A 26,564-nucleotide genomic window follows, 5' to 3' on the forward strand; every position below is an offset into this window, starting at 1 on the left:
TCAGATGTCGCGTCAGGATGGGCGGCGCGCAGGCACCGCCCGACAGATTATTTTTTACGCGAAGGAGAGAAGATCAGGCCCAGCGGGCCGGTGTGATACCAGTGACGATTACCGCGGCTGCGGCTATCGCGACCAAACGATTGGGTCAGGCGGTCAAGGATAATGGCAAGGATCACAATCCCCACACCACCCACCGTAGCCAGCCCCATGTCGAGACGGCCAATACCGCGCAGGACCATCTGACCGAGTCCGCCCACGGCGATCATCGAGGCGATCACCACCATCGACAGCGCCAGCATCAGGGTCTGATTAACGCCCGCCATAATGGTGGGCATCGCCAGCGGCAACTGCACTTTGAATAGCAGCTGACGCGGACTGGCACCAAAGGATTCGCTCGCTTCGATCAGATCGGCGGGCACCTGCTTAATGCCGAGAATAGTCAGGCGTACAATCGGTGGCAGGGCGAAGATAATCGTGACCACCACGCCTGGCACGTTGCCGATACCAAACAGCATTACAATCGGCACCAGATAGACAAAGGCGGGTGTTGTCTGCATCGCATCCAGCAAGGGGCGTACGATACGCGCTGCCCGTTCACTGCGGGCCAGCCAGATCCCCAGCGGCAGGCCGATGAGAATGCAGAACATCAGCGCGGTAAGCACCAGCGCCAGCGTGACCATCGCCTGCGACCAGGCGCCAATTGCGCCAATCAAGATCAGCGATACCAGCGTGGCGATGCCCATGGCGGGCGTCGCGATCTGCCAGGCGATCAGCGCAAACACCAGAATCGCTACCGGCGCGGGCATTCCCAGCAACAGCTGCTGAAAGGCGCTGAGAATATAGTCAACCGGTACCCGGATACCCTGAAACAGCGGGCGGAAATGGTTGACCACCCAGTCGATGCCGGTAGTCACCCAGTGATCAAGCGGGATCCAGGTTTTGTGGAACGGATCCATGATATTGAAATGTTCCGGCGCGGGCGCAGGGGCGCTGTTGAGCCAGTCACTGCTGCTGGCTGCATCGGGTGTCGCGCTGCCATCGGGCGTGCCCCAGGCATCGGCACCGCCGCTGCTGGTGGGCGCAGCCTGACTGCTGGCGGCGGTGCCGCTATCCCACGGATTGGTGGTTTCCTGACTCATGGCTGGGCTCCTTCACGATCTAACGCGCGCAATAGCGTGCTTTTGGAAATGATACCGACATACTGATTCTCCTCGCCGACCACTGGCACCGCACAGGGCGCCTGAGCGACGTGCGAGAGCAGATCGCTCAGTGAGGTATCGGCGGGCACCGCGGCTGGCGAGTCGAGGAGGGCGCTATCGAGTCCCAGACCTGCTGCCAGCGCGGCTTTCAGCGAGTCGGTGGAGACCACGCCAAGAAACTTCTGTTTTTCCAGCACGTAACCGTAGTCGCGGTCTTCATCCTGCAGCAGCTTAATGGCGGAGCGCGGGCCGAAACCTGGCGCTTTGCGGATCAACGCTCCCGCGCTACGACGGGCGATATCTTTGGCGCTGAATACGTGACTGATATCGACGCCACGGAAGAAGGTGCGGACATAGTCATTGGCTGGGTTATTCAGGATCTCATCCGGCGTACCAACCTGTATCACTTCGCCGCCCTGCATAATGGCAATACGGTCGCCAATACGCATCGCTTCATCAAGATCGTGGGAAATAAAGACGATGGTGCGCTGATGCCTGGCTTGTAAATTAACCAGTTCATCCTGCATTTCAGTACGAATCAACGGATCCAGAGCGGAGAAGGCCTCATCCATTAATAAGATGTCGGGATTGATGGCCAGTGCGCGGGCTAATCCGACGCGCTGCCGCATCCCTCCGGAAAGTTCATCCGGGTAAGCGTGCGCATAATTCTCCAGCCCGACCTGACGTAACGCTTCCAGTGCTTTTTCCTGGCGTTCAGCCAGTGCGACGCCCGCTAATTCCATACCAAATGCCGTATTATTTAATACATTCATGTGCGGCATCAAAGCAAATGACTGGAATACCATACTGATTTTATTTCTGCGCACGTCGCGCAGTTCGCTGGCTGATATTTTGGCAATATCGACACCGTCAATAATCACCTGGCCGCGCGTCGGCTCTATCAGACGATTGAGAAGGCGAACCATGGTCGATTTTCCTGAACCGGATAACCCCATGATGACGAATATCTCGCCTTCTTCAATGGCCAGACTGGCGTTCTTTACACCAAGAGAGAGCCCGGTCTTCTCAAGAATGACATCTTTGGTCGCACCCTTTTCAATATATTTAAACGCGCGATCCGGATTGTCGCCAAATATTTTATAGAGATTTTTTACTTCGAGCTTAATAGCCATGCAGTCATTAAATCCTGGTTGAAATATCTAATATTATCCTGTCGTTCCCGCTGAAATTTAAGCAGGCCATACCGTAGCACACTGACGTTATCTGACAACCCTGAAGTGGGATATTGGCCGGCCGCGGGACATTCAGATGCCGATTATCTTCAGTGCTCACAAGGGATAAGCGTGGATTAATTTTTTGTGAAATCATTGGCGGGTTTTTGGCATTTCAGCCTATTTGCCGCGTGAAAGGGAGAAAAACAAGCGTCACCAGGGTGAAATATTACAGAAATAATGGATTCCGATGCAGGGAAATAATCACGCCTGAAACGATCGGGTTCAGTGGAATAATTGGTCGAAAAAAAAGGAAATGCGGGGAGGGGCAGAATCAACAAACGGTAAAATAGTCAGGCTGTGTTGCAGTAATATTTTTTTCTTATGATTAGACGGAATGGCGCGGCTGATACGGCACTGCCAGAGAAAACCGGATGCTGACAAAACAGCACCCGGTAACCCTCAGAAATTCCAGTCTTCGTCTTCGGTTTCGACCGCTTTTCCCATCACATAGGAGGAGCCTGAACCGGAGAAGAAGTCGTGGTTTTCGTCGGCGTTGGGCGACAGAGCCGACAGAATGGCCGGATTCACCGCTGTCAGCTCCGCCGGGAACAGCGCCTCATAGCCCAGATTCATCAACGCTTTGTTGGCGTTGTAGTGCAGGAAGGTTTTCACCTCCTCTACCCAGCCGACATCGGCATAGAGCGCCTCGGTATAAGCCACTTCGTTCTCATACAGCGCCAGCAGCAGATCATAGGCGAACTGCTGCAGCTCTTCGCGGCGTAGATCGTCAGCGGCAGCCAGCGCCTGCTGATATTTGTAACCGATGTAGTAACCGTGCACCGCCTCATCGCGAATAATCAGGCGAATCAGGTCAGCGGTGTTGGTCAGCTTGCCACGGCTCGACCAGTACATCGGCAGCCAGAAGCCGGAATAGAACAAAAACGACTCCAGGAAAACGCTGGCGATCTTCTTCTTCAGCGGATCATCGGCCTGGTAGTGTTCCAGAATGATGCGCGCCTTGTTCTGCAGCGGCGCATTCTCTTCACTCCACTGATAAGCGGCATCCACATCCTGGGTGTTACACAGGGTTGAGAAGATCGAACTGTAGGAGCGGGCATGCACCGCTTCCATAAAGCTGATATTCGACAGCACCGCCTCTTCGTGCGGGGTAATGGCATCTTCCATCAGCCCCGGCGCGCCGATCACGTTCTGGATAGTGTCGAGCAGCGTCAGGCCGGTGAATACCCGGATGGTCAGCTGCTGCTGTTGTTTATCCAGCGTCTGCCAGCCGGGCAGATCGTTGGAGAGCGGCACTTTCTCCGGCAACCAGAAGTTGCTGGTGAGACGATTCCACACCTCAAGATCTTTGTCATCCTGAATGCGGTTCCAGTTAATTGCCTGAATCTGTTTTAGTTTCATCGTTTTCATCACAGGGAGCATGAGACGCAGCCCTGAACCTCCGTGCCCTGAAGCGCCATCTGGCGCAGTCGAATGTAATAGAGCGTTTTGATGCCTTTTTTCCACGCGTAAATCTGCGCTTTGTTGATGTCACGGGTCGAGACGTCATCGCGGAAGAACAGCGTCAGCGACAGGCCCTGATCGACATGCTGAGTCGCTTCTGCGTAGGTATCAATAATCGCTTCCGGCCCAATCTGATACGCATCCTGATAGAGATGGAGATTCTCATTGGTCATAAACGGCGCGGGATAGTAGACGCGGCCGGTTTTGCCCTCTTTGCGGATCTCGATGGGGGAAACAATCGGATGGATGCTGGAGGTGGCATGGTTGATGTAGGAGATTGAACCGGTTGGCGGGATCGCCTGCAGGTTCTGATTAAACAGCCCGTGCTGCATCACCGCGTCGCGCAGTGCCTGCCAGTCCGCCTGTGTCGGCAGCGTCAGTCCGGCGTCGGCAAACAGCGTCGCTACCCGTTCCGTGCGCGGCAGCCATTCGCGCTGCAGATACTTATCGAAGTAGACGCCGCTGGCGTACTGCGATTCCGCAAAGCCATCGAAGGTCTGCTGACGCTCCTGTGCCAGCTGATTAGAGGTGCGCAGCGCATAATAGGTGATGCAGTAGAAGTAGAGATTAGTGAAATCCAGCGCTTCCGGTGAACCATAGGCGATGCCTTCCCGCGCCAGATAGCCGTGCAGGTTCATCTGACCCAGGCCAATGGCGTGCGAACGGCGATTGCCTTCGGCGACCGAGGGCACCGAGCCAATTTCGCTCATCATCGACACCGAGGTCAGGGCGCGGATCGCCACATCCACGGTACGCGCCAGATCGCGTGAATCCATGGCGTGCGCAATGTTCAGTGAGCCGAGATTACAGGAGATATCTTTGCCGATCCGGCGATAGCTGAGATCGTCATTGTACTCGCTGGCGCTGTTCACCTGCAGGATCTCAGAGCAGAGGTTGCTCATATTGATGCGACCGGCAATCGGGTTACTGCGGTTCACGCTGTCCTCATACATGATGTAGGGATAGCCCGACTCAAACTGAATCTCGGCCAGCGTCTGGAAGAAGTCTCGTGGCTGAATATAGGTTTTACGGATGCGGTCGTCGGCCAGCATCTCTTCATATTTCTCGCTGATGCTGATATCGCCAAACGCCTGGCCATAGATCCGTTCAACGTCGTAGGGCGAGAACAGCGCCATCGGTTTGTTCTCTTTTGCCAGCTGGAAGGTGATATCGGGGATCACCACGCCCAGCGACAGGGTTTTGATGCGGATCTTCTCATCGGCGTTTTCGCGCTTGGTATCAAGGAAGCGGAAAATATCGGGATGGTGCGCATTGAGCCACACCGCGCCAGCGCCCTGACGCGCGCCGAGCTGATTCGCATAAGAGAAGGCATCCTCCAGCATTTTCATCACCGGGATAACGCCCGACGACTGATTTTCAATACGTTTGATTGGCGCACCGGACTCACGCAGGTTTGACAGCAAAAAGGCGACGCCGCCGCCGCGCTTTGAGAGCTGCAGTGCCGAATTCACGGCGCGACCAATCGACTCCATATTGTCTTCGATGCGCAGCAGGAAGCAGGAGACCAGCTCACCGCGTTGCTGTTTGCCGCAGTTCAGGAAGGTTGGCGTAGCGGGCTGAAAACGGCCGCTGAGGATCTCCTCCAGCAGGGCCCGCGCAAGCTTTTCATCGCCCTGAGCCAGCGTCAGCGCCACCATGCAGGCGCGCTGTTCGAAGGTTTCCAGATAGCGTTTGCCGTCGAAGGTCTTCAGGGTGTAGCTGGTGTAGTACTTCCAGGCACCGAGAAAGGTTTTGAACTCAAATCCCCAGTTCTCCGCCACCTCATGCAGCGCAAGCAGGAACGAAAAATCGTACTGGTTCAGCACTTCCGCTTCGTAATAGCTCTCTGCCACCAGATAGCGTAAACGCTCAGCGCAGCTATTGAAGGGGACGGTATTGGGTTGCACATGCTGCAGATAAAACTGACGTGTCGCTTCGCGATCCTTGTCGAACTGGATGCGGCCCTCGGCGTCGTAGAGATTGAGCATGGCATTAAGGGCGTGATAATCGAGCGTCACGCCGTTGAGGGTGTCTGTTGTTGCCAAAATTGGGTTACTCCCGCTTTAACTTTCGCGATATCGTCAGGCGTTCCCATCAGCTCGAAGCGGTAGAGGCAGGGAACCTGACATTTATTTGCAATGATGCTGCCCGCCAGGCAGTAACCGGCACCGAAGTTACGGTTGCCCGCTGCGATCACGCCACGAATACCGCGTCGGTTCGCCTCATCATTAAGAAACTGAATCACCTGACCGGGCACCGCACCACGACTGCTGCCACCGCCATAGCTGGGCACCACCAGAATATAGGGCTGGTCGATATGCAGTTGTTGCCGGGCATCAAGCGGGATGCGCCGGGCGGGCAGGCCGAGGCGCGTCACAAACCGGTGGGTGTTTTCCGACTGGCTGGAAAAATAGACCAGCGGGAACATGTGTTTATCCTCCGACAGCAGAAAGCGTGCGCAGCGTGGCGATTTTGTCCGGGCGGAAACCGCTCCAGTGATCGTTATCTGCCATCACGACCGGTACCTGGCGGTAACCCAGTGATTTCAGGTTGTCGATCGCCTCGGGCTGGCTGTCGAGATTGATAAGCTGATAGGCGAGACCCTGACGGTCCATCGCATTTTTGGTTGCCGTGCACTGGACACAGTTATCTTTAGTGTAAATAATAATGCGCATGATTCGTATTTCCCTCTATATGCGGTTCTGATGTCAGGAAACAGAGCTGGAGGAGCAGGTTGCGGGCCTCATTCTGCCGGACATCTGGTGTCGTGCTGATGAGATAAATACTAGATGTAGTGGTTTTGTGGGTCAAGCCCACCAGATATAGGGTTTTATGATTTGCATTTGCGCAACAGCGGCAAAGCCAGCAGGGATGCGCCCTGCAGCCTGGAAAAATCTTTTGTAAATGTCATCGGCCAGAAAAAGGGCATAAAAAAGCCCCGCACAGGGCAGGGCTCAGGAGATTTTCTGGAGTTGAGCTTAGCGGCGTGAAGCCAGCAGCACACCCACTACGATACCGAAAGCGGCACCGATACCAACACCGTGCCATGGCTTGTCATGGACATAAGTGTCAACCTGCGCACTGGCATTACGCGCAACCTGTGAAACACGGTTGCTGCCGCCGTTCAGTCTGGAGCGGGTCTGTTTCAGCAGCTTTTCTGCCTGACTGCGTGCAGAATCCACTTCGTCTTTGGCGTCACTGCCGTAAGATTTCAGCAGCGCTTCCAGTGAATCGGCCAGTTCGTTAACATCCTGATTAATATCAATGTCATCGTTTTTTACAGTGCGATTAAACATTTTTTAGCTCCCTTTGATTTAAAAACGTAATACTAGTGTAGACGACCTTGAGATAAACGAGACGCGGGAGTGTTCTTTAGGGAAAATTCCGAATGCCCACTCTGTCATGCTGTTGTAAGGTTGCGAAGCTTTTGAAAGAGGAGAGGATCGAGCATGTATTTACGACCAGATGAGGTAGCGCGCGTACTGGAAAAAGCGGGTTTCGAAGTCGATGAAATTACCCCACGGGCCTATGGTTATCGCCGTGGAGAGAACTATGTTTATGTGAATCGCGAAGCGCGCATGGGGCGCATGGCACTCGTCATTCACCCGACACTGAAAGAGAAGAGCCAGCCGTTCGCTGAACCTGCTTCAGAAATGAAGACCTGCGATCACTACACCCAATTCCCTCTCTACCTGGCGGGTGATTCACAGGAACACTACGGCATCCCGCACGGATTTAGTTCCCGCATGGCGCTGGAACGTTATATTCAAAGCGTTTTCGGCTAACGCATCAGGCCCCGCCGCGACGGGGCACTGAACCGCCTTTACCTCCTCCCTGTTTCCCTGCCGTTGCAATTACCGGCTGTGACGCGTATAAAACTGTCCCTTATAGATGTTTAGACGTCCATACGGATAAAAGTGATGAGCGAACAGCCAACTCCCTCGCAGGAACAATTTAAACGCACCATGAAAGTGCGCCATCTGGTGATGTTATCGCTGGGCGGCGTAATCGGCACCGGCCTGTTTTTTAACACCGGCTACATCATTTCCACCACCGGGGCGGCGGGGACGCTGCTCGCCTATCTGATTGGCGCGCTGGTGGTCTGGCTGGTGATGGTCTGTCTGGGCGAGCTCTCGGTGGCGATGCCGGAAACCGGCGCGTTCCACGTCTATGCCGCACGCTATCTCAGCCCGGCAACCGGCTACACCGTGGCCTGGCTCTACTGGCTCACCTGGACCGTCGCCCTCGGCTCCAGCCTGACGGCGGCGGGCTTCTGTATGCAGTACTGGTTCCCGCAGATCCCGGTATGGATCTGGTGTCTGGTCTTCTGCTGCGCCATCTATCTGCTGAACGTTATCTCAACCCGCTTCTTCGCCGAAGGGGAGTTCTGGTTCTCGCTGATTAAGGTGGTGACGATTGTCGCCTTTATCGTGCTCGGGGGTGCGGCGATGTTTGGGTTTATCCCGATGAAGGATGGCACGCCCGCACCGGGCCTGAGCAATCTGACGGCGCACGGCTGGCTGCCTAACGGCGTACTGCCGATTCTGATGACTATGGTGGCAGTCAACTTCGCTTTTTCCGGCACCGAGCTGATCGGTATTGCGGCCGGTGAAACCCAGCAGCCGGAGAAAGTGCTGCCGCTGGCGATCCGTACTACCGTGGCCCGGCTGATTATCTTCTTCATCGGCACGGTATTTGTGCTGGCGGCGCTGATTCCTATGGATCAGGCGGGTATCGTGAAAAGCCCGTTCGTGCTGGTCTTCGAAAAGATCGGCATCCCGTGGGCGGCTGACATTATTAACTTTGTGATTCTGACCGCTATCCTGTCTGCGGCCAACTCCGGACTCTATGCCTCCGGGCGGATGCTCTGGTCGCTGGCCAATGAAAATACGCTGCCGCGCGCCTTTGCCCGGGTGAACAAGCGCGGCGTGCCGATGCTGGCGATCACCGTCAGCATGGTGGGTGGTTTGCTGGCGCTGGTCTCCAGCGTGGTCGCACCCGACACGGTGTTTGTGGCGCTGTCGGCCATCTCCGGCTTTGCGGTAGTAGCCGTCTGGCTCAGCATCTGCGCTTCGCATTTTGTTTTCCGTCGCCGCCATCTTCAGCAGGGCAAATCGCTGGCCGATCTGGCCTACCGTGCGCCGCTCTATCCGCTGACGCCGGTGCTGGGTTTCCTGCTCTGCCTGCTGGCCTGTGTCGGTCTGGCATTCGATCCGACTCAGCGTATCGCGCTGTGGTGTGGCATCCCGTTTGTGCTGTTCTGCTATGCCGCTTACCATCTGACTCACAAATCATCCCCGAAGCCTGAGGAGGCCAATGATGTCGTATAACCCTGTCGCGCAGGCTTTAGCGGAGTCGCCACTGCTGATTCTGGATGGTGCCCTGGCCACCGAGCTGGAAGCCCGCGGCTGTCATCTGGCCGATGCGTTATGGTCAGCTAAGGTGCTGATGGAAAATCCTGAGCTGATCTATCAGGTGCACTACGACTATTTTGTCGCTGGCGCGCGCTGTGCCATTACCGCCAGCTACCAGGCGACGCCGCAGGGCTTTGCCACTCGTGGCCTTGATGAGGCGGAGTCACTGGCGTTGATCGCGCAGAGCGTCGAGCTGGCGCGGCGCGCCCGTCACGATTATCTGGCGGTCCGGCCCGACGCAAAAACGCTGCTGGTAGCGGGATCGGTTGGTCCCTATGGCGCCTTCCTGGCGGATGGTTCGGAATATCGCGGCGACTATGCGCTGCCGGAAGCGGAGATGATGGCGTTTCACCGCCCACGCGTGCAGGCGCTGCTGGCGGCGGGTGCCGATCTGCTGGCCTGCGAAACCCTGCCTTCGTTTGCCGAAGCGCAGGCGCTGGTGAAGCTGCTGGCTGAATTTCCTGAAGGCCGCGCCTGGTTCTCGTTTACCCTGCGTGACGCCGGACACATCAGCGACGGCACGCCGCTGTCAGACGTCGTGAGCTGGCTGAATCAGCAGCCGCAGGTGGTAGCGGTGGGGATCAACTGTGTGGCACTTGAGAGCGTGACGCCTGCGCTGCAGCAGTTGCAAAAGCTGACCGACAAGCCGCTGGTGGTCTATCCCAACTCCGGCGAGCAGTATGATGCTGGCAGCAAAACCTGGCACTCAGCGCCATCAGGCTGCACGCTGCATGACAAACTGGCAGAGTGGCAGCAGGCGGGCGCGAAGCTGATTGGCGGCTGCTGTCGCACCTCACCCAACGACATCGCGGCTATCGCCCGCGCTTGTCAACCGCAATAAGCTGGCTGAATCGGGCGATGATAGCCCGATTGAGGCGGAGAGGGCGGTCTACACTCTGATCACTGATCACTCTGTGGACCCCTTCATGAAACAGCGAATTCTGGCCCTGGCCGCCGCGCTGCTGCTTAGCGGCTGTGCCACCATTGTCGGCAATGAAACCCAACTGGTGCGCATCGACTCCTTGCCGCAGGGCGCGCGCTTCACTGTGCAGGATGAGCGTGGCTATGCGGTTGCGCAGGGTTTCACGCCGCAGACCGTTGAACTGGAAAAATCTACCGGCCGCTACTTCGGCAAAAAGCACTACCTGCTGATGCTGGAAAGCCCGGGCTACGTGCCGGTCACGGTGCCTATCGAGGCACGCGCTAACCTGTGGTATCTGCTGGGCAATATCCCGCTGGGTGGCTTCCCCGGCTGGCTGCTGGTCGATCCCTTCTATGGCGGCATGTACGACCTTAAGCCTGAACACCCGCGTCCCTTTATGAACCCGGTTGGCGCGCGCGGCTGATTACTGCGCGGTCGGCTTCACCATTCCGCCTGGCGTTTTATGGCGTTCCAGATACTGATGCTGGAAAATGCACATGCGGATGGTGTTGCGGTACTCCCCGTTGATGAAAAACTCATGTTTAAGCACGCCTTCGATCTCGAATCCGAGCTTGGTGTAGATGTGGATCGCTTTTTCATTCTCCTGATCGACAATCAGGTAGAGCTTGTAGAGATTCAGCACCGAGAAGCCGTAATCCATCGCCAGCTTCGCCGCCTGGGTTGCCAGTCCTTTGCCCTGATGGGCCGGATCGATAATGATCTGAAACTCGGCGCGGCGGTGCACATGGTTGATTTCCACCAGTTCCACTAATCCCGCTTTCTGCCCGCTGTGCTCCACCACAAAGCGACGTTCGGTCTGATCGTGAATGTGCTTGTTGTAGAGATCGGACAGCTCCACAAACGCCTCATACGGCTCCTCAAACCAGTAACGCATCACGCTGGCGTTGTTATCCAGCTGATGGACAAAGTGCAGGTCTTCCCGTTCCAGCGGACGTAGTTTTACCGTCATTGCTTTTTCCTCTCATGAAATAATGGTCGCGAGTATACCGCATCAGCCAGCCGCTGCGTTTTGCGCTGTCGCATTCGCGTGCCTGCTTCAGCCTGTAAAGGTTTACAGCGTCGCGTGGCAATCTAATGACTCAGAGGAAGAGAACAGCGCGCCGTTCTGGCAATAGAGAGGATGAGACTGAAGGTGGAAGAAGGGGATGTTACAGAAAGGTGCAGCGGATACAGCAGCGCCGGACGGCAGGTCAACGCCGTCCGGCCTGATTTCAGGCAGAGACCTGTTCGATGATGCGACCCTGCGACATGTGCACGGCGCGATCGCACATGTGATCGATCACGTCGGGATCGTGGCTCACCAGCACCATGGTCAGACCATCCTGCTGTTTCAGATCGTTGAGCAGATTGAGGATCTCCGCCTGCACTGACATATCCAGCGCCGACGTCGGCTCATCCAGCAGCAGGATCTTCGGCTGCAGCAGCAGGGCGCGCACGATGGCAACACGCTGACGCTGGCCGCCGGAGAGCTGATGCGGATAGCGATCCGCCAGAGCGGGATCGAGCCCGACGTGACGGAAGCCCTGATCGATACGATCGTTGATATTGTCGCGTTTCAGCAGCTTCAGCGGCTCGGCCAGCGTGCGACGCAGCCGGTGACGCGGATGCAGCGAGGCATAGGGATCCTGAAACACCATCTGCACTTCCTGACGCAGCGCGCCGGTGAAGGCTTTACCCGGCTGAACCTCGTGACCGGCAAGCTGCATCTGACCCTGCCAGTGTGGGTTCAGACCTGCCAGCACCCACAGCAGCGACGACTTGCCGCAGCCTGACGGACCCACCAGACCAAAACACTCGCCAGCGTTAACCTCCAGGTTAACCTCATGCACCACGGTGCGCAGCTCGTAACCCTGTTTGTGGGCGACGCTTAGATTCTGCAGCTTAATCATCATTCGCCTCCAGCGCAGCGCGGTCCAGCACCGGTAAAGTCTGTCCGTGGGTCGCTTTGCCCGGACGGCAGGCCCACAGCGTGCGGGTGTAGGGATGGGTAGCGTGCGGCAGATCGGCGGCGGGCAGCGTATCCAGCAACCGGCCTTTATACATCACCATCACCCGCTCGCAATGTTCTGAAACCTGCTGCAAATCGTGGCTGATCAGCAGCAGGCCCATGTTGCGCGCCTCCACCAGACCGCGGATCAGCGCCAGCACCTGATCGCGCATGGCATGATCCAGCGCGGAGGTCGGTTCATCGGCGATCAGGAAGTCCGGATCGGTAATCAGGGCGATCGCCAGCATCACACGCTGGCCCATGCCGCCAGAGAGCTGATGCGGATACTGCTGCATCAGACGACGCGGATCGGGCAGGCCGACCGCATCCAGCATTTCACACACTTTCTCTTTGCGCTCGGCACGGCTCAGGCGGCGATGCAGGATCAGCGGCTCTTCCACCTGCCAGCCAATGGTGCGCGTCGGGTTAAGGGCATACTTCGGGTCCTGCATCACCATCGCCACGTGGTTACCGCGCAGCTGGTTCCAGTGACGCTCGCTTAGCGTCAGCGCATTTTCACCGGCCACCTGGAGCTGGATGGCCTGCAGATGCAGCGCGGGCGAGAGTAAGCCCATCAGGCTGCGTGCGGTCAGTGACTTGCCGGAACCGGACTCACCGACCAGCGCCACGCGCTCGCGGCCTACGGAAAAACTGATGTTATCGACCAGCAGCGCATCGTCGCTGCGAATGGTCAGCCCCTCGGCATGGAGCAGATTATTTTGCATGACGGGTATCCAGTCGGTCGCGCAGGCCATCGCCTGTCAGGTTAAAGGCCAGGCTGGCAAACAGAATCGCCGCGCCCGGTGCAGCAGCAACCCACCACTGATCAAAAATGACTTTACTGCCTTCGGCCACCATCGAACCCCATTCCGCCGTCGGCGGCTGAACGCCCATACCGAGGAAACCGAGTCCGGCCGCAGCCAGGATAATCCCGCCCAGGCTCAGGGCGGCGCGGACTACCGCCGTCGGCATGCAGAGCGGCAGGATATGACCGAACATCAGGCGAAAGCCCGTAATCCCCTGCATCCGCGCGGCGGCAAGGTAGTCGCTGCGGCGCAGTGCCAGGGTTTCAGCGCGTGCCTGACGGGCAAACGGCGGCCAGCTGGTCAGTGCCAGTGCCAGCGCGCCGTTCATCAGGCCTGGGCCGAGAATCGCCACCAGCGCCAGCGCGATCACCAGGTTGGGCAGTGACAGAAAGATATCGGTAATGCGCATCAGCAGTCGTTCGGTCCAGCCGCCCACGTAACCGGCGGTGATGCCGATCAACAGCCCGGCCGGAATGGTCAGCACCAGAATCAGCGATACCAGCAGCAGGGTCGGACGCGCACCGTAAATCACGCGCGACAGCAGATCGCGGCCAAAGCCGTCGGTGCCGAACCAGTGCTGTGCCGACGGCGCCAGCAGACGGCTCGACATGGTCTGCACGTTCGGATCGAACGGCGCAATCAGCGGCGCCAGCAGTGCCATCAGGATAAGAATCGCCACCAGCGTCAGCCCAACGGTTAACGAGGTAACGCGTTGACGGCGACGGCGTGGTCGCAGCGTTTCGAGTTCAGAGAGTTGTTGCGTCATCGGGTTCTCGGATCGGTTAACCAGGTTAAAACATCCGCCAGGGTGTTAATCAGGATAAAGCAGCTGCCGATTAACAGGGTTGAGCCCAGAATCGCCGGCACATCGCCGGAGAACAGTGCATTGGTCATATAGCGACCCACACCTGGCCAGGCGAAGACGGTTTCAGTCAGCACCGAGCCTTCCAGCAGCGTAGCGTAGGAGAGGGCGATCACCGTGACCAGCGTGCCCAGCACGTTGGGGAAGATATGGCGCAGCAGGATGCGCACCCGACCCGCGCCTTTAGCACGCGCCAGCACCACATACTCTTTGCTGCTCTCTTCCAGCAGCGCAGCACGCAGCAGGCGGGTAATGCCCGCCATCGCCAGCAGGCCGAGGATCACCACCGGCAGCCAGAGGTGCGCAATCGCATTGCGGAACATCTCCGGTTCACCCGACAGCCAGCTGTCGATCAGCACAAAGCCGGTTTTCGGCTCCAGGGTGTAGACCCAGATATCATCCAGCCGTCCCGGTCCGGCGGACCAGTGCAGCACCGCATAGAAGAGCAGCAGGCCCAGCAGGCCGAGCCAGAACACCGGCACCGAGTAGCCCAGCAGCGAGACAAAGCGGGCGAGGTTATCGATCCAGCTGCCCGGTTTCCAGGCAGCCAGCAGCGCCAGCGTCACACCGAACACCACTGCGAAGATCATCGCGCAGGTCGCCAGCTCGATGGTGGCGGGGAAGGTGGTCATCAGGTCGCCGCTCACCGACTGATTGGTGAGACGGGAGACACCCAGATCGCCCTGTGCCAGATGTTCGACGTAGCGCCAGAACTGCATCAGCACCGGCTGGTCGAGACCCAGGTCATGACGCACCTGCTCATAGGTCGCTTCACTGGCGTGATCGCCGGCGATCTGCTGCACCGGATCGATCGGCGAGAGATGCGATAGCATAAAGGTGAAGGCGAGCAGGCCAAGCAGCGTGACCAGCAGCGACAGTACGCTACCGATCAGGCGCCCGCCACGCTGCCAAAAAAGCCGGGCGAACCCGGCTGAAGGAACAGACTGTGCCATTACTTAGTGACCTGCGAGTAATACACCATGTCAGGGTTAATGCCCTGAACATAGCCTTTCAGGTTGTCGCGCAGGGCGATGAGGTTCTTCGCCTGCATCCCAATCACATACGGTGAGTTCTTCATTACTTCACGCTGCATCGCTTCATACAGCGCCACGCGTTTCTTCGGATCGCTTTCGGCGGTCGCCGCAATCACCTGCTTGTTCAGCTCAGGAATGTGCCAGTCTGAACGGAAGGCGATGGTTTTGCTGCCATCTTCCGGATTGTAAGCAAACGAGGCGGCATTGGTGTTGGGATCGAAATAGTCGGAGCCCCAGGCGTTCAGCGTCGCTTCATATTTATGCGCTTTCACGTTGGTCGACACTTCGGAGCTCAGACCCGGCACCACTTCCACTTTCACGCCCGCTTTGGCGAAGCTGCCCTGCAGCGCCTGTGCGATATCCAGATATGGCGGCTGGTTGCTGGTGGAGAGCTTGAAGGTGACGTTGTTCAGGCCCGCTTTCTTCAGAATCGCTTTGGCTTTTTCCGGATCGTAGCTGTATGGCGTGTCGTTGATCGCGCCCAGGAAGCCCTTAGGCAGGAAGCTCTGATGCACGTCGAACTGACCTTTCAGCAACTCACTGGCAATGCCTTTGTAATCCCACAGGTAGCGTGCCGCTTCCCAGAAGGCCGGGTTCTTCATCGTCTCGTTCGCGCCGATATTGAACTGGATGTAGTAGAGCGACGCCATGGGAATCGCTTCCGTCTTCACGCCCGGTTTGCCGTTCAGCGCAGCAATCTGATCGGCACCCAGGTTACGGGCGATATCGGCATCACCCTGTTCCAGCAGCAGACGACGCGCAGCCGGTTCAGGCACGTTCTTGATAAGGATGTTCTTCATTTTTGGCGCGCCCGCTGGTGAGGTCGGGTTAGCGCTGAGCAGCACCACCTGATGCATCACCACTTTGCGGATCTGATACGGGCCGCTGCCCGCCGAGTGGGTGGCCAGCCAGGCGTTACCGAAATCGCCGTTCTTCTGGTTCGCCATCGCGGTTTTTTCATCAATGATGGATGAAACCGGGGCAGAGAGCAGGCTCAGGACGTAGGTCGGGCTGACGTTGGCGGTCCAGCTGATCTGCACATGATTGTCATCGACTTTCTTCAGGAAGCCATCGACGTTATCTTTGGTCCAGCCGAGCTGCGTCAGGATGAAAGAGGGATCGAGGTTCAGCTTCACCACGCGGCCCAGCGAGAAGATCACATCTTCCGGACGCAGCGGGTTGCCGGTAGAGAATTTCGCATCTTTACGCAGTTCAAAGGTCAGGCTGCGGTTGTCGCTGCCGGGCTGCCACGAGGTGGCCAGCGTAGGTTTCAGATCCACCGGATTCTGCGGGTCAGACTGCACCAGGCGCTGATAGATGTTCGTAAAAGCCTGAACGCTGGTCAGTTCAAACCCTTTGGCCGGGTCGAAGCTGTCTGCGTCGTCAGTTGATTGTGCAATCACCAGCGTATCTTTTGGTGTTGCGGCCTGGGCTGTGAAGGCGGCAGCCAGCGTCAGCGCCAGCAGTGATGGAATTATAGTTTTCATGAAATTTCCTTGCCTCTAAAAAGTTACGCGAGTTTACGAAAGGGCCGATGCGAAGAATAGTCGAATATGGGCTAATCATATGCCAAAAGGTTATAAGCATTACCTGGAGGTTATAAGAAGATCGCCACGCTGTTACCGAAGCGGCAACCTGAGCAGAAACAAATCCTCAACGAAACCGTTATTCAATACGTTATTGCTTTACCGACGCCGGCCTCTCTTTATAATGGCGGCAGATAACTTCAGGAGAATTCAGTTGGACAGTCACCCGAGATTAACCTTTATTCTGGCAAGCTGAGTTTCCTCTGCTGCTTGCCAACCGGCGAGCAGCGATCCCCGCTTTAATTAACGATCGCGCTCCTTATTTTTAATCCTGCTATCACCAGGAGTGCGCGTTATGCTGCTGTTTATATTCGCTCTTTTTCCTCCGCCCCGTCTGGCGTAGCCCAGGCTGCGCCCAATCGCTGATATCAGACTTTTAAAACGCCGCGTATAACCGGCGTCAGGTAACCCTGCGCGCGTCATTATTTAGCGCGCCGGCGGAATAACCTGACTGTTTCTGAAAGTCACCCCATTAAATAACCCGGCCACGCCAGGTTTTATCCATGCACGTTATTTCCCGTGCAGGACAACTATTGCTTTAAATCAGGGAGATGTCGAAATGAGCGACATGAAACTGGAACAGGTTGCGATCACTTCATCCGGCAACCGTAATGATAAAAAAAGTAAAAAAATGTTTGCCGTTGCGCAGCAGGCAGACCAGCACATTGATATGACGCTGGCGAACCTGCGTAGTCAGCGTCAGGGCCTGACCCAGGCTGAGGCGGCGAAACGACTGGCTTTGTATGGCCGTAATGAAGTGGCGCATGAGAAAGCGCCACCCGCGCTGATTCAGCTGCTGATGGCGTTTAATAACCCGTTTATATACGTATTACTGGTCCTGGCGCTGGTGAGCCTGTTTACCGACTATATTCTGCCGCTGCGCGCCGGTCAGGAGACCGATCTTTCCGGCGTGATCATCATCTTCACCATGGTGATGCTGAGCGGGCTGCTGCGCTTCTGGCAGGAGTTTCGCACCAACCGTGCCGCGCAGGCACTGAAGTCACTGGTGCGCAGCCAGGTCACCGTGCTGCGCCGTGAGCCGGGCAGCGAAACCGCGCAGCGTCAGGATGTGGATATGAGCGAACTGGTGCCGGGCGATATCATTCTGCTCAGCACCGGCGATCAGGTGCCTGCCGATGTCCGCCTGCTGAGTTCACGTAATCTGTTTATCAGTGAAGCAGTACTGACCGGCGAGTCGCTGCCGGTTGAGAAACAGAGCTGCGATGCGGGTATCGATGCCGGAGGTCAGACCGCTCAGGAGCGGCTGGCATCACCGAATATCTGCCTGATGGGCACCAGCGTGGCCAGCGGCACAGCCAGCGCAGTCGTGGTAGCGACGGGCGGCGAAACCTGGTTCGGCTCCCTGGCCTCATCGCTGACCGGAAGCCGTCCGCAGACCGCCTTTGACCGCGGGGTGAACAGCGTCAGCAAGCTGCTGATCCGCTTTATGCTGGTGATGGTCCCGGTGGTGCTGCTGATTAACGGCTTCACCAAAGGCGACTGGATGGATGCCACGCTGTTTGCACTGGCCGTTGCGGTCGGGCTGACCCCGGAAATGCTGCCGATGATTGTCAGCGCCAACCTGGCTAAGGGCGCGATTGCGATGTCACGTCGCAAAGTGATCGTTAAAAAGCTCAACGCCATTCAGAATCTCGGCGCGATGGATGTGCTCTGTACCGATAAAACCGGCACGCTGACCCAGGACACCATCCTGCTGGCGCATCATCTGGACGCGCGAGGCAACGAAGATGCACAGGTGCTGCTGCTGGCATGGCTCAACAGCGGCAGCCAGAGTGGCGCGAAAAACCTGATGGATCGCGCCTTACTCTGCGCGGGCGACAAGGTCATTTCACAGTCTCAGCGCAGCCAGTTCCAGCTGATCGATGAGCTGCCGTTTGATTTTACCCGCCGTCGGGTGTCGGTGCTGGTGGAAGATCTGACTCAGCATCGTTCACAACTGATCTGCAAAGGCGCAGTGGAAAAGATGCTGGCCGTCAGCATTGCCGTGCGGCAGGGCGACACGGTGGTCGCACTGGATGCGGCACAGCGCGCGGCGCTGCTGGCGCAGACTGAACACTATCATCAGCAGGGTTATCGCGTGCTGCTGGTGGCAACCCGTGATGGCGAGCTACACGCGCCGCTCAGCGACACTGATGAGCGCGATCTGATTATCCAGGGAATGCTGACCTTCCGCGATCCGCCTAAAGCCAGCGCGGGTAAGGCGATTAAAGCCCTGCGTGACAGCGGTGTGACGGTGAAAGTGCTGACCGGTGACAATCCGCTGGTGACGCTGCGGGTCTGTGCCGATGTCGGGCTGACCGATCCGGCCATGCTGACCGGCGATCAGATTGAGGCGATGAACGATGATGAGCTGGCTCAGGAAGCAGAGCGCTGCATCCTGTTTGCTCAGCTGACGCCGCTGCAAAAATCCCGTCTGGTGCGGCTGATGCAGCAGAACGGTCACACCGTCGGGTTCCTGGGCGATGGCATTAACGACGCGCCTGCGCTGCGGGCAGCCGACACCGGGATTTCCGTGGACAGCGCGGCGGATGTGGCGAAAGCCTCATCGGACATCATCCTGCTGGAGAAGGATTTACAGGTGCTGAATGAGGGTGTACTCAAAGGACGCGAGACCTTTGGCAACATCATCAAGTATCTCAACATGACCGCCAGCTCCAACTTCGGCAACGTTTTCTCGCTGCTGGTGGCCAGTGCCTTTATTCCGTTTCTGCCGATGCTGTCGATTCATCTGCTGATTCAGAACCTGATGTATGACGTTTCCCAGCTGGCGCTGCCGTGGGACAAGGTTGACCGTGAGTTTCTGAATAAGCCGCGTAAATGGGATGCCGGCAACATCAAGCGTTTCATGCTGTGGATGGGTCCGACCTCGTCAATTTTTGACGTCACCACCTTTGCACTGATGTGGTTTGTTTTCGGCGCTAACCATGCAGGCGTGCAGTCGCTGTTCCAGTCCGGCTGGTTTATTGAGGGGCTGCTGTCACAGACGCTGGTAGTGCATATGCTGCGTACCCGGAAGATTCCGTTTATCCAGAGCCGCGCCACCTTACCGGTGATGCTGACCACGCTGGCGGTGATGGCGCTGGGCATCCTGATCCCGTTTTCCCCGCTGGGTGCGATGGTCGGTCTGGTGCCACTGCCATGGCAATATTTCCCGTGGCTGGTGCTGACGCTATTCAGCTACTGCCTGGTGGCGCAGGGCATGAAGCGTTTCTATATCCGTCGCTTTGGTCAGTGGTTCTAGGGAGGAGAAGATGAAAAAAGGCAGGCTCGATACGGTATTTGTCGGCGTGATGATCATCGGCTTAACTCTGATTGTGCTGACGGTCATCGTGCGGTGATGGCGTTGTGATAGTGCGGTAAGTGAGAGGCAGCGAGGCGACTCGCTGCCTTTTTTTATTGATGCAGTTACTCTTCGTCGCGCTCACGGCTGGCGCGCTGGCGCTCGTAATATTCATCTTCTGCCGTGATGATCTCATCCATCAGAGAATCCATATCGACTACGCGCTCCTCTTCCACAAACTTCCCGGTAAGCGGTGTTTCCGGGGTGAGCTTGCCATCTTCATAGAGCAGCCAGATCTCTTTGGCGTAGCGCGTCTTCAGCAGCTGCGGAGCGAACTGACCGTAGTAAGAGGTGATATTGTCCACGTCACGTTCAAACATCGACTCGGCATGGTTATTGGCCGCCGCATCAACTGCCTGTGGCAGGTCGATAATCACCGGGCCCTGTTCATCCAGCAGTACGTTGAACTCGGATAAGTCACCGTGAACGATACCGGCACAGAGCATACGGACTATGTTGCGGATCATGGTGTGGAAATCCGTCACCGCCTGCTCTTCAGACAGAGAGACATCGCTGAGACGTGGCGCGACCGAGCCATTGGCATCGGTCACCAGCTCCATCAGTAACACACCGTCGATGCAGAGATAAGGCTGTGGAACGCGAACACCGGCGTTCGCCAGGCGGAACAGGGCATCTACTTCGGCGGTCTGCCAGGACTCTTCCTGCTGCTTACGGCCGAACTTTGTGCCTTTCTGCATGGCGCGGGCGTTACGGCTGTTACGGGTTTTACGGCCTTCCTGATACTGCACGGCCTGCTTAAAGCTACGCTGGGTCGCTTCTTTATAGACTTTGGCGCACTGCACCTTGCCGCCGCATAGCACGGTATAGACGTCTGCTTCTTTGCCGCTTTTCAGCCGCTGCAGGACATCGTCAATCAGGCCGTCATCGACCAGGGGCTGGATTCTGTTTGGGATTTTCATGCGGCTTTATACCTTATTTCACCCGCTTTTCGTATCACTTTGCGATGATGGAAAACATTGGCAATGACTGAACAAAGTTTCTAATTCTACCCTGGAAAGTCGCTTTGTGGGGATGAACCTTGATGAGCTGCGCTTTTGACCTTTGTTTTATCATAAACAATGGATTAGAGGGGAGAGCAGGAAGGTTTTATCCGCCAGAGCAACGCTTTGTCTTGTAACAGCCCTGTGGGCGGGGATTTAGTGTCAGAGAAATGTGCCTGAATAGCAGGCTGGCGGGAGGCTGAAAGCCGGAATTCTGCCAACAGAATTTCGGCCCGCCTGCGGGATTACTTCAGACCTTTAAGCACTTTAACCGTGCTTTCAATGTCGATCTCATCTTCAGAGAAGATCAGTGTCGTACCCTGGAAGGTGGTGACCGCCAGCTTTTTCAGCGAGCGCATCTCATTGGCGTTCGGGTCAGTTTTCGGCCGGATATTATTCAGCAACAGGCCCACTGACAACACCGCGTTCTCTTTATCGACACCGGCATCGACCGGCACTTCTTCGTTGTAGACCAGATAAGACTTAATCGAGGTGATCTTGAGCCGCTCGCCTGCGATATAGATGTATTTGCTGGTCGGGGCGACCTTCACCGCATAGGCGGATAAGCCCTTGTTGTTGGTGGTGGGTTCAAACGTCACCGCCGCATCTTTCTTGATCAGATCAGGATTGGCGACCTTAATCACATGAAAATAGCGGTTATCACCGTTTTCATCTTTGATAAAGCCAAAACCTTTATCTTCAAACCAGGTTGTGATTGTTCCGTTCATCGCCATTTTTGCCTGCTTAATCTACTCAGTTTTTTACAGCGCGCAGTGTAAAACACAATGCCTGCGCAGACTATATAAGTCTGGATGATAATTTTCAGGTGCGCCAGAGGGTGAGCGGCGGAAGGGGGCTTTGTGGCAGATGAAGGCGTGTGTGATGGAGTGTGTGTAGCGGCAGATAAAGACGAAGTGATGGGTCGGTAGAGCCGGGAACGGACATCAGCCACGTGATACACGTGGCTGTCAGCACTGGGCGTTGTTACGGGGATACCGGCGCTGTGTCGAATCAGGTTGTTGAGTCAGGCAGATTAACCGGCGAACTGCGCAAAGCTCGTCTGCCGGTGAGCGTCTGTTACTCGTTGCCCCAGCGGTTCAGGAACTCGGCAATTTCATCAATACGCTGCTCATCGATACCCGCTTCACGCGCCATATCTTGCTGCGACTCTTCACTGATCTCTTCGTTGTTCATCAGACGGGTGATCAGCAGCTGGAAGTAATGCGCCAGTGGGGTACGTTCAGCTTCGCTCACCGGCTTAGCGGACTCCGTCGCATACTCATCTGCGACATCATAGTATTTGAGAGAGATTTCGTTATTCATAGGGTGTCCGCAGAGTTGAGTTTGGGTTTAAGCGTTGGCAGGGCATTGTGGCCCGGCGTAGAGGGGTATTATTTCGTGTTTGGGTTGGGGCTGTAAAGGGGGAGTGGGGAGGCGGAAGGGAGTATAGTAATGACGTTGCAGAAAATGTTGATATACATGCCTGAAGCGCATTCGTACGGAAGGCCGCAAGGCTGCACAGACACAAAAAGCCCGCAGTACGTTTATCTCGCGGGCTCTGAGGAGTTCGACGAAGTTCTGGTAACCCTCCATCGAACACCAATGCTCGTTTATAAGGGATTGCCATGGTCACTATGCTTGTTGATGCTTTCGAGTATTCGCAGAAGCAACCCTTTACCATCTTCCGGTGCAAAGGCGTTAATATACCTGTCTCTGAACTCTGATTTTATCATTTCATCGTCATATGTCAGAAAGTTCATCACTTCTTTTTTTAGGTCTTCACGATCCTGGAGTGTTAATTCAGCTGTATAAATATCAATAGCTTCATCAATGGTGTCAGCACCTGTAATAAAGTCAAAGTCCTGATTTAATGTCCCTTCAATCAGAATATCTATATTAGTAGTGAGTAACATAGTTTAAACCTCCGGGAATGCAGTCAGAATATAGTAAGGCTTGCCGTTGTACAATTCATATTTAAGAACAACTTTAACTTTCGTTGCCGGAGTCAGTTTTTGACTATCCCTGAACAGGGAATAACCAATGGCTTTCCCGGTGTCATATTTGATATTTAAATTATGTCCTGGTCTGCTTGCCGCCCAAATCTTTACCCACTCTTTATTTACCTTTATGGCATCGGATATTGATTTTTCGGCCAGATCTATATTGGTGAAAGAGCTAATAGCATTTGGCGGGCGAGCCATATTTTCTGTGCTTTTTAACCGGGCTGCTAGTTCATGCTGCGTTTTACCAATATGCTTTAAAATTGCATGACCTCCGGGCGTGTTACCAGTTACTGATTCATGATGAATAAGTTTGATGCGTCCTGTGCGAATGGCTGCAATTCTCGCCGCTCCTACTCCCAGAGAAAGAGCAACAGGTACAGCAACATCGAAGGTCAAACCTACCTTCCAGGCAGTATCTTCATCAGCACCAAACTGTTTTGCCATCTCAATGGCGGTCCGATATGTTGCACTACGAACATTCTTGCCGCTCAGAACCTGATTTGCTGCAGTATTAATACTGTCCATGCTGTGCGAGCCAACCACGATGCAGGCCGCCTTTGTTAAGCCTGTAGGCTCGGGTGCCATACAAAGCGCAGTTGCCCCGGCCAGCTCAAGCGTTCCCATTACCAGCCCCAGCCCGCCCATAAGACGGTTAGACATTGTCTCAGATTCTGTGACTGACTTGTCAGAAAGGGCAGCAGCAAGCTGGACAGGAGACAATACTATCTTTAACCCATCATCCATGATTCAACTCCATCTGTGTGAACGACATCCTTTTTAAATCAGGCAGGTACGTGCCTTGACTAGATCTACTTTAAATAAACACTGTTTCTCTAAATCTTCGTTATCTGAATTATTCATTATTTGTTTTTAAAATAATATACTCAGGTCACTAACTATGGGGATTAACTCACACAGCAGGGTGCTAGCTAGTTTTATTAGTTTACGGGGTTAGTCAGACGATGAAGCGGGCATTGCGTCAGTCGAGGGGGATGTTTTAAGTAGGATCGCAGATTAAAAAAAGTCCGCACAGTTTTGATCTAGCGGGTGCTGGCGGAGTCTAAATAGACCGCGCAACTTTATGAAATCAATTATTTTTTGGCAATTCAACTTTGGCTCGTGTACCTAAACGAGTACCAATTATTGGATCTCATATCCCGTAGCGGCACGGAAATGATAACGAATGCCCGGCGCTAGATCCAAAATAAAATGAATTTAGAGAAAAGTCTTCACACTGTTCACCTTTGGTTCTTTATGTACTAATTTCTTTTGTTAGGTAGTTAATGGTTTGAGGAAAGATGTACACTAGTGTGCACTTTTGGTGATCACCTTAGCCAAGATGACAAAAAGCGACTCGAGCCGCTACGTGTGATATGAAGTTATTAGAAGCTGCTTTTGTCAACAGTCCGCTTTGTGCCAGAAACGGTCATTACTAGACTATGCTGCAATAATTTTTTGGGGGCAGATCAGGTATAGCATCACGGCTGGCGCACAATGCTTTCTCCGTCACGCCTGCCCGCTTAATGGGGTGGTTTTGATGCAGTTGCATTGCTAAAGTCTGTCAACATCGGTTCTTGGCGAAGGCAGTAGATGCTTCATTTTTAATGCAATTACATGCAAATAACGACATACTTTGTGAATCATGTATTGTGGTAAAGATAGCCATTTTAAATGTCGTTTCGTGGAGAAAAAAAATGACCAATCTCAAACATAACCTCGATGAGCTGCAGCAAATAGCAAAAGAACGCACAGTAAAAACACAAACTATCGAATATGATCTGGAAACTTTAGTAAAAAAAATAAAAAGAAACGTCATAAAGCTCAATCCTGAGTATCAACGAAAACACCGTTGGGATGATGAAACATCATCAAAACTGATTGAAAGTCTTATACTTAATATACCGATACCTTTTATCTACATCTCCCAAGATGTTGATGTTGATGAGGAAATAGATTCGGAGTCATCACGTTTCTCGGTCATCGATGGACAGCAGCGTCTTACTGCAATCTATAATTTTTTTGAGAATAAATATCAACTACAAGGTTTAGAGGTTCTTGACAAACTCAATGGGGCATTCCATAAAGATTTACCTCCATTTTTAATGAGGCGTCTCGAAGAAAGAAGCATCAGATGTTTGCGAATTGACTCGACGCTTGACCCACAAGTGAAGTATGACATCTTTGAAAGACTGAACTCTGGCTCGGTAAAATTGGAGTCACAAGAACTGCGCAATGCAACATGCAGAGGGCCATTTAAAGACCTCTTAAAAGGAATGTCAAAAAATGAGCACTTTATATTAGCATGTAAATTAACACCTGATAGTTCCCGCGTTAAAAAAATGGAAGATGAAGAGCTTGTACTGCGTTTCTTTGCCATAAACTATCTTGATAGCTATAAGGATTACAAAGGGAAGTTCAAAAATTTCCTGACTAGTAAGATGAATTCATTTAACAATCTACCTATGAAAGAGTTAGATGAAATGGAAAGTTTATTTAATGATACTTTTGAAGCTATTAGTAAATCTAATATAGATTATCCTTTCACTAAGTTTCGGGCAACAGTCAATGGCTTTGAAAAAATGTCTGATTTTAATGCTGCGGTGTATGATTCAATTACACACCTCTTTATTCAAAGTTTGAGAAAAGGAACGGTTGTTACGTCCGAAAAAATTCTCGAAATGTTTTCAGATCCGGATTTTTTTGCAGCATGTGAAGGTAGTGTAAATGATGTTGTCAAACTGAATACAAGAATTAATAAGGCAAAGGAAACAGCATAATGGCTACATTCATTGCGGATTATCTTGATACCGTTGATCTTCAGTGGAGAGAAGTTGATATTTTAGTCGATGAAGCAGTTCGTGTTCAAGAGTCAAATGAATATTTATATAATGCTCTTTGTCGTTCGATTACAGTTTTGATTGTTGCTCATATGGAAGGGTTTGTTAAAGGAGCAGTCAAAAACATTATTAGCGATTACGCATCCATAAAATTCAAAGAGTTACCGACTTCTATTAAAAGAACTTACTGTAAAAAATATTTGGGGTTTGATGAAAAAGTGTTTCCCGGATATCAAGATGCAATCCAGTGCCTAATGGATGATTTAGAGAGAACAGATGACTTCAAAATTTCCCCTGAACCATTTATATCGGATAGAAATAGAAATCCAAAGCCTGATGTCATTGGTAGTATAGCATCAAGGTTTGGGGTTGGAGATATTTTTAAAAACCTGCATGAATCAAGGTTTGATAAGATTTTTGCCATGACATCTCCACAAATTAAAAACGCTCTTGAAGTTATCTCTGTTTTAACAAAGCGAAAAGTTTGTGATTTTCCTTACAATGTAAGGAAAAATGCCTACTATACAAGTCCGAAATTATATCGTGGGCGAAGTTTATGGCAGACCTTTTTAGATGATTTAAATCAAAAGCGTCATAAAATAGCCCATGGTAATGACTTTGCAAATGCTACAGATATTAACTCACTTATTGATCTTAAAGATAAGGTCAGAATACTTCAGTACTCATTTTTATTAATAATTTGCTCTGAGTTACGTAATGCATAAATAAATTAGGTAATATTAAAGGGTGGCAGTTTTGCTATCCTTTAAAAATCCTATCGATTATGTGGTGCAAAAATAACTTATAGCATTGTAAGTATCCTTGAAAAAAGATT

The 26,564-nt window shown here is 53.9% G+C and carries 26 protein-coding genes; 8 read left to right on the top strand and 18 right to left on the bottom strand.

The window, feature by feature from the left end:
- Positions 1-47: 47 nt before the first annotated feature.
- The 7 genes from proW to OK412_RS00100 form a co-directional block, all read right to left on the bottom strand.
- Positions 48-1,139: a glycine betaine/L-proline ABC transporter permease ProW gene (gene proW, locus OK412_RS00070; protein WP_010257782.1), complete on the bottom strand. Its 1,092-nt coding sequence runs from the start codon at positions 1,137-1,139 to the stop codon at positions 48-50.
- Positions 1,136-2,332 carry a glycine betaine/L-proline ABC transporter ATP-binding protein ProV gene (gene proV / locus OK412_RS00075; protein WP_010672155.1) on the bottom strand — a complete coding sequence of 399 codons (1,197 nt, stop codon included), beginning with the start codon at positions 2,330-2,332 and terminating at the stop codon, positions 1,136-1,138. The genes proW and proV overlap by 4 nt, the downstream gene beginning before the upstream one ends.
- Before the next feature lie 501 nt (positions 2,333-2,833).
- Entirely contained in the window at positions 2,834-3,793 is a 960-nt protein-coding gene (gene nrdF / locus OK412_RS00080; protein WP_010257777.1) for a class 1b ribonucleoside-diphosphate reductase subunit beta, read from the bottom strand.
- A gap of 8 nt (positions 3,794-3,801) precedes the next feature.
- Complete coding sequence (gene nrdE, locus OK412_RS00085; protein ID WP_163657854.1) at positions 3,802-5,940, bottom strand: class 1b ribonucleoside-diphosphate reductase subunit alpha; 2,139 nt, start codon at positions 5,938-5,940, stop codon at positions 3,802-3,804.
- Positions 5,910-6,323 carry a class Ib ribonucleoside-diphosphate reductase assembly flavoprotein NrdI gene (nrdI, locus tag OK412_RS00090; RefSeq protein ID WP_010257771.1) on the bottom strand — a complete coding sequence of 138 codons (414 nt, stop codon included), beginning with the start codon at positions 6,321-6,323 and terminating at the stop codon, positions 5,910-5,912. Before nrdI ends, nrdE begins: the two co-directional genes overlap by 31 nt.
- A 4-nt stretch (positions 6,324-6,327) precedes the next feature.
- Positions 6,328-6,570 (bottom strand): glutaredoxin-like protein NrdH, encoded by a 243-nt coding sequence (nrdH, locus tag OK412_RS00095; protein ID WP_010257769.1) that lies wholly within the window; start codon positions 6,568-6,570, stop codon positions 6,328-6,330.
- A gap of 303 nt (positions 6,571-6,873) precedes the next feature.
- The gene (locus OK412_RS00100) at positions 6,874-7,191 is read right to left on the bottom strand and encodes a DUF883 family protein (protein ID WP_264352556.1); all 318 of its coding nucleotides are present in this window, start codon (positions 7,189-7,191) and stop codon (positions 6,874-6,876) included.
- Between the two features lie 153 nt (positions 7,192-7,344).
- Between OK412_RS00100 and OK412_RS00105 the strand changes: the two genes are divergently transcribed.
- From OK412_RS00105 to OK412_RS00120, 4 genes are all read left to right on the top strand, one after another.
- Positions 7,345-7,680, top strand: coding sequence for a DUF2002 family protein (locus tag OK412_RS00105; RefSeq protein WP_003850360.1), 336 nt, complete (start codon positions 7,345-7,347; stop codon positions 7,678-7,680).
- A gap of 135 nt (positions 7,681-7,815) precedes the next feature.
- A complete protein-coding gene (mmuP, locus tag OK412_RS00110; protein WP_033758676.1) occupies positions 7,816-9,225 on the top strand; it encodes an S-methylmethionine permease in 1,410 nt (469 codons plus the stop codon).
- The gene (gene mmuM, locus OK412_RS00115) at positions 9,215-10,150 is read left to right on the top strand and encodes a homocysteine S-methyltransferase (protein ID WP_033778608.1); all 936 of its coding nucleotides are present in this window, start codon (positions 9,215-9,217) and stop codon (positions 10,148-10,150) included. The genes mmuP and mmuM overlap by 11 nt, the downstream gene beginning before the upstream one ends.
- Before the next feature lie 85 nt (positions 10,151-10,235).
- On the top strand, positions 10,236-10,655 hold the full coding sequence (locus OK412_RS00120; RefSeq protein ID WP_010257757.1) for a hypothetical protein: 420 nt from the start codon (positions 10,236-10,238) through the stop codon (positions 10,653-10,655).
- Here OK412_RS00120 and speG read toward each other — a convergent pair whose 3' ends face one another.
- The 6 genes from speG to OK412_RS00150 form a co-directional block, all read right to left on the bottom strand.
- The gene (speG, locus tag OK412_RS00125) at positions 10,656-11,201 is read right to left on the bottom strand and encodes a spermidine N1-acetyltransferase (RefSeq protein WP_003850356.1); all 546 of its coding nucleotides are present in this window, start codon (positions 11,199-11,201) and stop codon (positions 10,656-10,658) included. It lies immediately after the preceding gene.
- A gap of 262 nt (positions 11,202-11,463) precedes the next feature.
- Positions 11,464-12,141: an ABC transporter ATP-binding protein gene (locus tag OK412_RS00130; protein ID WP_264352577.1), complete on the bottom strand. Its 678-nt coding sequence runs from the start codon at positions 12,139-12,141 to the stop codon at positions 11,464-11,466.
- Entirely contained in the window at positions 12,134-12,964 is an 831-nt protein-coding gene (locus OK412_RS00135) for an ABC transporter ATP-binding protein (RefSeq protein ID WP_264352557.1), read from the bottom strand. Before OK412_RS00135 ends, OK412_RS00130 begins: the two co-directional genes overlap by 8 nt.
- The gene (locus OK412_RS00140) at positions 12,954-13,811 is read right to left on the bottom strand and encodes an ABC transporter permease (RefSeq protein ID WP_010257750.1); all 858 of its coding nucleotides are present in this window, start codon (positions 13,809-13,811) and stop codon (positions 12,954-12,956) included. Before OK412_RS00140 ends, OK412_RS00135 begins: the two co-directional genes overlap by 11 nt.
- Positions 13,808-14,860 (bottom strand): ABC transporter permease, encoded by a 1,053-nt coding sequence (locus tag OK412_RS00145; protein ID WP_010257745.1) that lies wholly within the window; start codon positions 14,858-14,860, stop codon positions 13,808-13,810. Before OK412_RS00145 ends, OK412_RS00140 begins: the two co-directional genes overlap by 4 nt.
- Positions 14,860-16,428, bottom strand: a complete 1,569-nt coding sequence (locus tag OK412_RS00150; RefSeq protein ID WP_022624076.1) for an ABC transporter substrate-binding protein — start codon at positions 16,426-16,428, stop codon at positions 14,860-14,862. The genes OK412_RS00145 and OK412_RS00150 overlap by 1 nt, the downstream gene beginning before the upstream one ends.
- Before the next feature lie 658 nt (positions 16,429-17,086).
- On the opposite strand from OK412_RS00150, the gene mgtA reads away from it, so the two are divergent.
- Both mgtA and mgtU read left to right on the top strand, forming a co-directional pair.
- Entirely contained in the window at positions 17,087-19,789 is a 2,703-nt protein-coding gene (mgtA, locus tag OK412_RS00155; RefSeq protein WP_264352558.1) for a magnesium-translocating P-type ATPase, read from the top strand.
- A 10-nt stretch (positions 19,790-19,799) separates the two neighbouring features.
- Complete coding sequence (gene mgtU, locus OK412_RS23490) at positions 19,800-19,886, top strand: magnesium transporter protection protein MgtU (protein ID WP_413231031.1); 87 nt, start codon at positions 19,800-19,802, stop codon at positions 19,884-19,886.
- A 67-nt stretch (positions 19,887-19,953) separates the two neighbouring features.
- Here mgtU and OK412_RS00160 read toward each other — a convergent pair whose 3' ends face one another.
- The 5 genes from OK412_RS00160 to OK412_RS00180 all read right to left on the bottom strand — a co-directional run bounded on the left by OK412_RS00160 (position 19,954) and on the right by OK412_RS00180 (position 23,636).
- Positions 19,954-20,808, bottom strand: coding sequence for a PA4780 family RIO1-like protein kinase (locus tag OK412_RS00160; RefSeq protein WP_033786757.1), 855 nt, complete (start codon positions 20,806-20,808; stop codon positions 19,954-19,956).
- 326 nt (positions 20,809-21,134) lie between these two features.
- Positions 21,135-21,623: a cold-shock protein gene (locus tag OK412_RS00165; RefSeq protein WP_010257735.1), complete on the bottom strand. Its 489-nt coding sequence runs from the start codon at positions 21,621-21,623 to the stop codon at positions 21,135-21,137.
- Positions 21,624-21,966: 343 nt separating this feature from the next.
- Complete coding sequence (locus tag OK412_RS00170) at positions 21,967-22,212, bottom strand: YmjA family protein (protein ID WP_010672163.1); 246 nt, start codon at positions 22,210-22,212, stop codon at positions 21,967-21,969.
- A gap of 287 nt (positions 22,213-22,499) precedes the next feature.
- The gene (locus OK412_RS00175; RefSeq protein WP_010672164.1) at positions 22,500-22,802 is read right to left on the bottom strand and encodes a contact-dependent growth inhibition system immunity protein; all 303 of its coding nucleotides are present in this window, start codon (positions 22,800-22,802) and stop codon (positions 22,500-22,502) included.
- Between the two features lie 3 nt (positions 22,803-22,805).
- Positions 22,806-23,636, bottom strand: coding sequence for an RNase A-like domain-containing protein (locus OK412_RS00180; RefSeq protein WP_264352559.1), 831 nt, complete (start codon positions 23,634-23,636; stop codon positions 22,806-22,808).
- A gap of 950 nt (positions 23,637-24,586) precedes the next feature.
- Between OK412_RS00180 and OK412_RS00185 the strand changes: the two genes are divergently transcribed.
- Positions 24,587-25,669: a DUF262 domain-containing protein gene (locus OK412_RS00185; RefSeq protein WP_061703685.1), complete on the top strand. Its 1,083-nt coding sequence runs from the start codon at positions 24,587-24,589 to the stop codon at positions 25,667-25,669.
- Positions 25,669-26,454 carry an MAE_28990/MAE_18760 family HEPN-like nuclease gene (locus OK412_RS00190; protein WP_061703686.1) on the top strand — a complete coding sequence of 262 codons (786 nt, stop codon included), beginning with the start codon at positions 25,669-25,671 and terminating at the stop codon, positions 26,452-26,454. Before OK412_RS00185 ends, OK412_RS00190 begins: the two co-directional genes overlap by 1 nt.
- Positions 26,455-26,564 lie beyond the last annotated feature (110 nt).

The organism is Pantoea sp. JV6, assembly GCF_025910055.1.
GTDB classification, from domain to species: domain Bacteria; phylum Pseudomonadota; class Gammaproteobacteria; order Enterobacterales; family Enterobacteriaceae; genus Pantoea; species Pantoea agglomerans.

Excerpts from the sequence above, each read along its gene's own strand:
- OK412_RS00105 (WP_003850360.1), top strand. The coding sequence starts at position 7,345 with ATGTATTTACGACCAGATGAGGTAGCGCGCGTACTGGAAAAAGCGGGT.
- mmuP (WP_033758676.1), top strand. The coding sequence starts at position 7,816 with ATGAGCGAACAGCCAACTCCCTCGCAGGAACAATTTAAACGCACCATG.
- OK412_RS00175 (WP_010672164.1), bottom strand. The coding sequence starts at position 22,802 with ATGTTACTCACTACTAATATAGATATTCTGATTGAAGGGACATTAAAT.
- OK412_RS00180 (WP_264352559.1), bottom strand. The coding sequence starts at position 23,636 with ATGGATGATGGGTTAAAGATAGTATTGTCTCCTGTCCAGCTTGCTGCT.
- OK412_RS00170 (WP_010672163.1), bottom strand. The coding sequence starts at position 22,212 with ATGAATAACGAAATCTCTCTCAAATACTATGATGTCGCAGATGAGTAT.
- OK412_RS00120 (WP_010257757.1), top strand. The coding sequence starts at position 10,236 with ATGAAACAGCGAATTCTGGCCCTGGCCGCCGCGCTGCTGCTTAGCGGC.
- OK412_RS00185 (WP_061703685.1), top strand. The coding sequence starts at position 24,587 with ATGACCAATCTCAAACATAACCTCGATGAGCTGCAGCAAATAGCAAAA.
- speG (WP_003850356.1), bottom strand. The coding sequence starts at position 11,201 with ATGACGGTAAAACTACGTCCGCTGGAACGGGAAGACCTGCACTTTGTC.
- nrdF (WP_010257777.1), bottom strand. The coding sequence starts at position 3,793 with ATGAAACTAAAACAGATTCAGGCAATTAACTGGAACCGCATTCAGGAT.
- OK412_RS00135 (WP_264352557.1), bottom strand. The coding sequence starts at position 12,964 with ATGCAAAATAATCTGCTCCATGCCGAGGGGCTGACCATTCGCAGCGAC.
- OK412_RS00190 (WP_061703686.1), top strand. The coding sequence starts at position 25,669 with ATGGCTACATTCATTGCGGATTATCTTGATACCGTTGATCTTCAGTGG.
- OK412_RS00140 (WP_010257750.1), bottom strand. The coding sequence starts at position 13,811 with ATGACGCAACAACTCTCTGAACTCGAAACGCTGCGACCACGCCGTCGC.
- OK412_RS00145 (WP_010257745.1), bottom strand. The coding sequence starts at position 14,860 with ATGGCACAGTCTGTTCCTTCAGCCGGGTTCGCCCGGCTTTTTTGGCAG.
- OK412_RS00130 (WP_264352577.1), bottom strand. The coding sequence starts at position 12,141 with ATGATTAAGCTGCAGAATCTAAGCGTCGCCCACAAACAGGGTTACGAG.
- OK412_RS00150 (WP_022624076.1), bottom strand. The coding sequence starts at position 16,428 with ATGAAAACTATAATTCCATCACTGCTGGCGCTGACGCTGGCTGCCGCC.
- OK412_RS00100 (WP_264352556.1), bottom strand. The coding sequence starts at position 7,191 with ATGTTTAATCGCACTGTAAAAAACGATGACATTGATATTAATCAGGAT.
- nrdI (WP_010257771.1), bottom strand. The coding sequence starts at position 6,323 with ATGTTCCCGCTGGTCTATTTTTCCAGCCAGTCGGAAAACACCCACCGG.
- mmuM (WP_033778608.1), top strand. The coding sequence starts at position 9,215 with ATGTCGTATAACCCTGTCGCGCAGGCTTTAGCGGAGTCGCCACTGCTG.
- mgtA (WP_264352558.1), top strand. The coding sequence starts at position 17,087 with ATGAGCGACATGAAACTGGAACAGGTTGCGATCACTTCATCCGGCAAC.
- mgtU (WP_413231031.1), top strand. The coding sequence starts at position 19,800 with ATGAAAAAAGGCAGGCTCGATACGGTATTTGTCGGCGTGATGATCATC.
- OK412_RS00160 (WP_033786757.1), bottom strand. The coding sequence starts at position 20,808 with ATGAAAATCCCAAACAGAATCCAGCCCCTGGTCGATGACGGCCTGATT.
- proW (WP_010257782.1), bottom strand. The coding sequence starts at position 1,139 with ATGAGTCAGGAAACCACCAATCCGTGGGATAGCGGCACCGCCGCCAGC.
- proV (WP_010672155.1), bottom strand. The coding sequence starts at position 2,332 with ATGGCTATTAAGCTCGAAGTAAAAAATCTCTATAAAATATTTGGCGAC.
- nrdH (WP_010257769.1), bottom strand. The coding sequence starts at position 6,570 with ATGCGCATTATTATTTACACTAAAGATAACTGTGTCCAGTGCACGGCA.
- OK412_RS00165 (WP_010257735.1), bottom strand. The coding sequence starts at position 21,623 with ATGGCGATGAACGGAACAATCACAACCTGGTTTGAAGATAAAGGTTTT.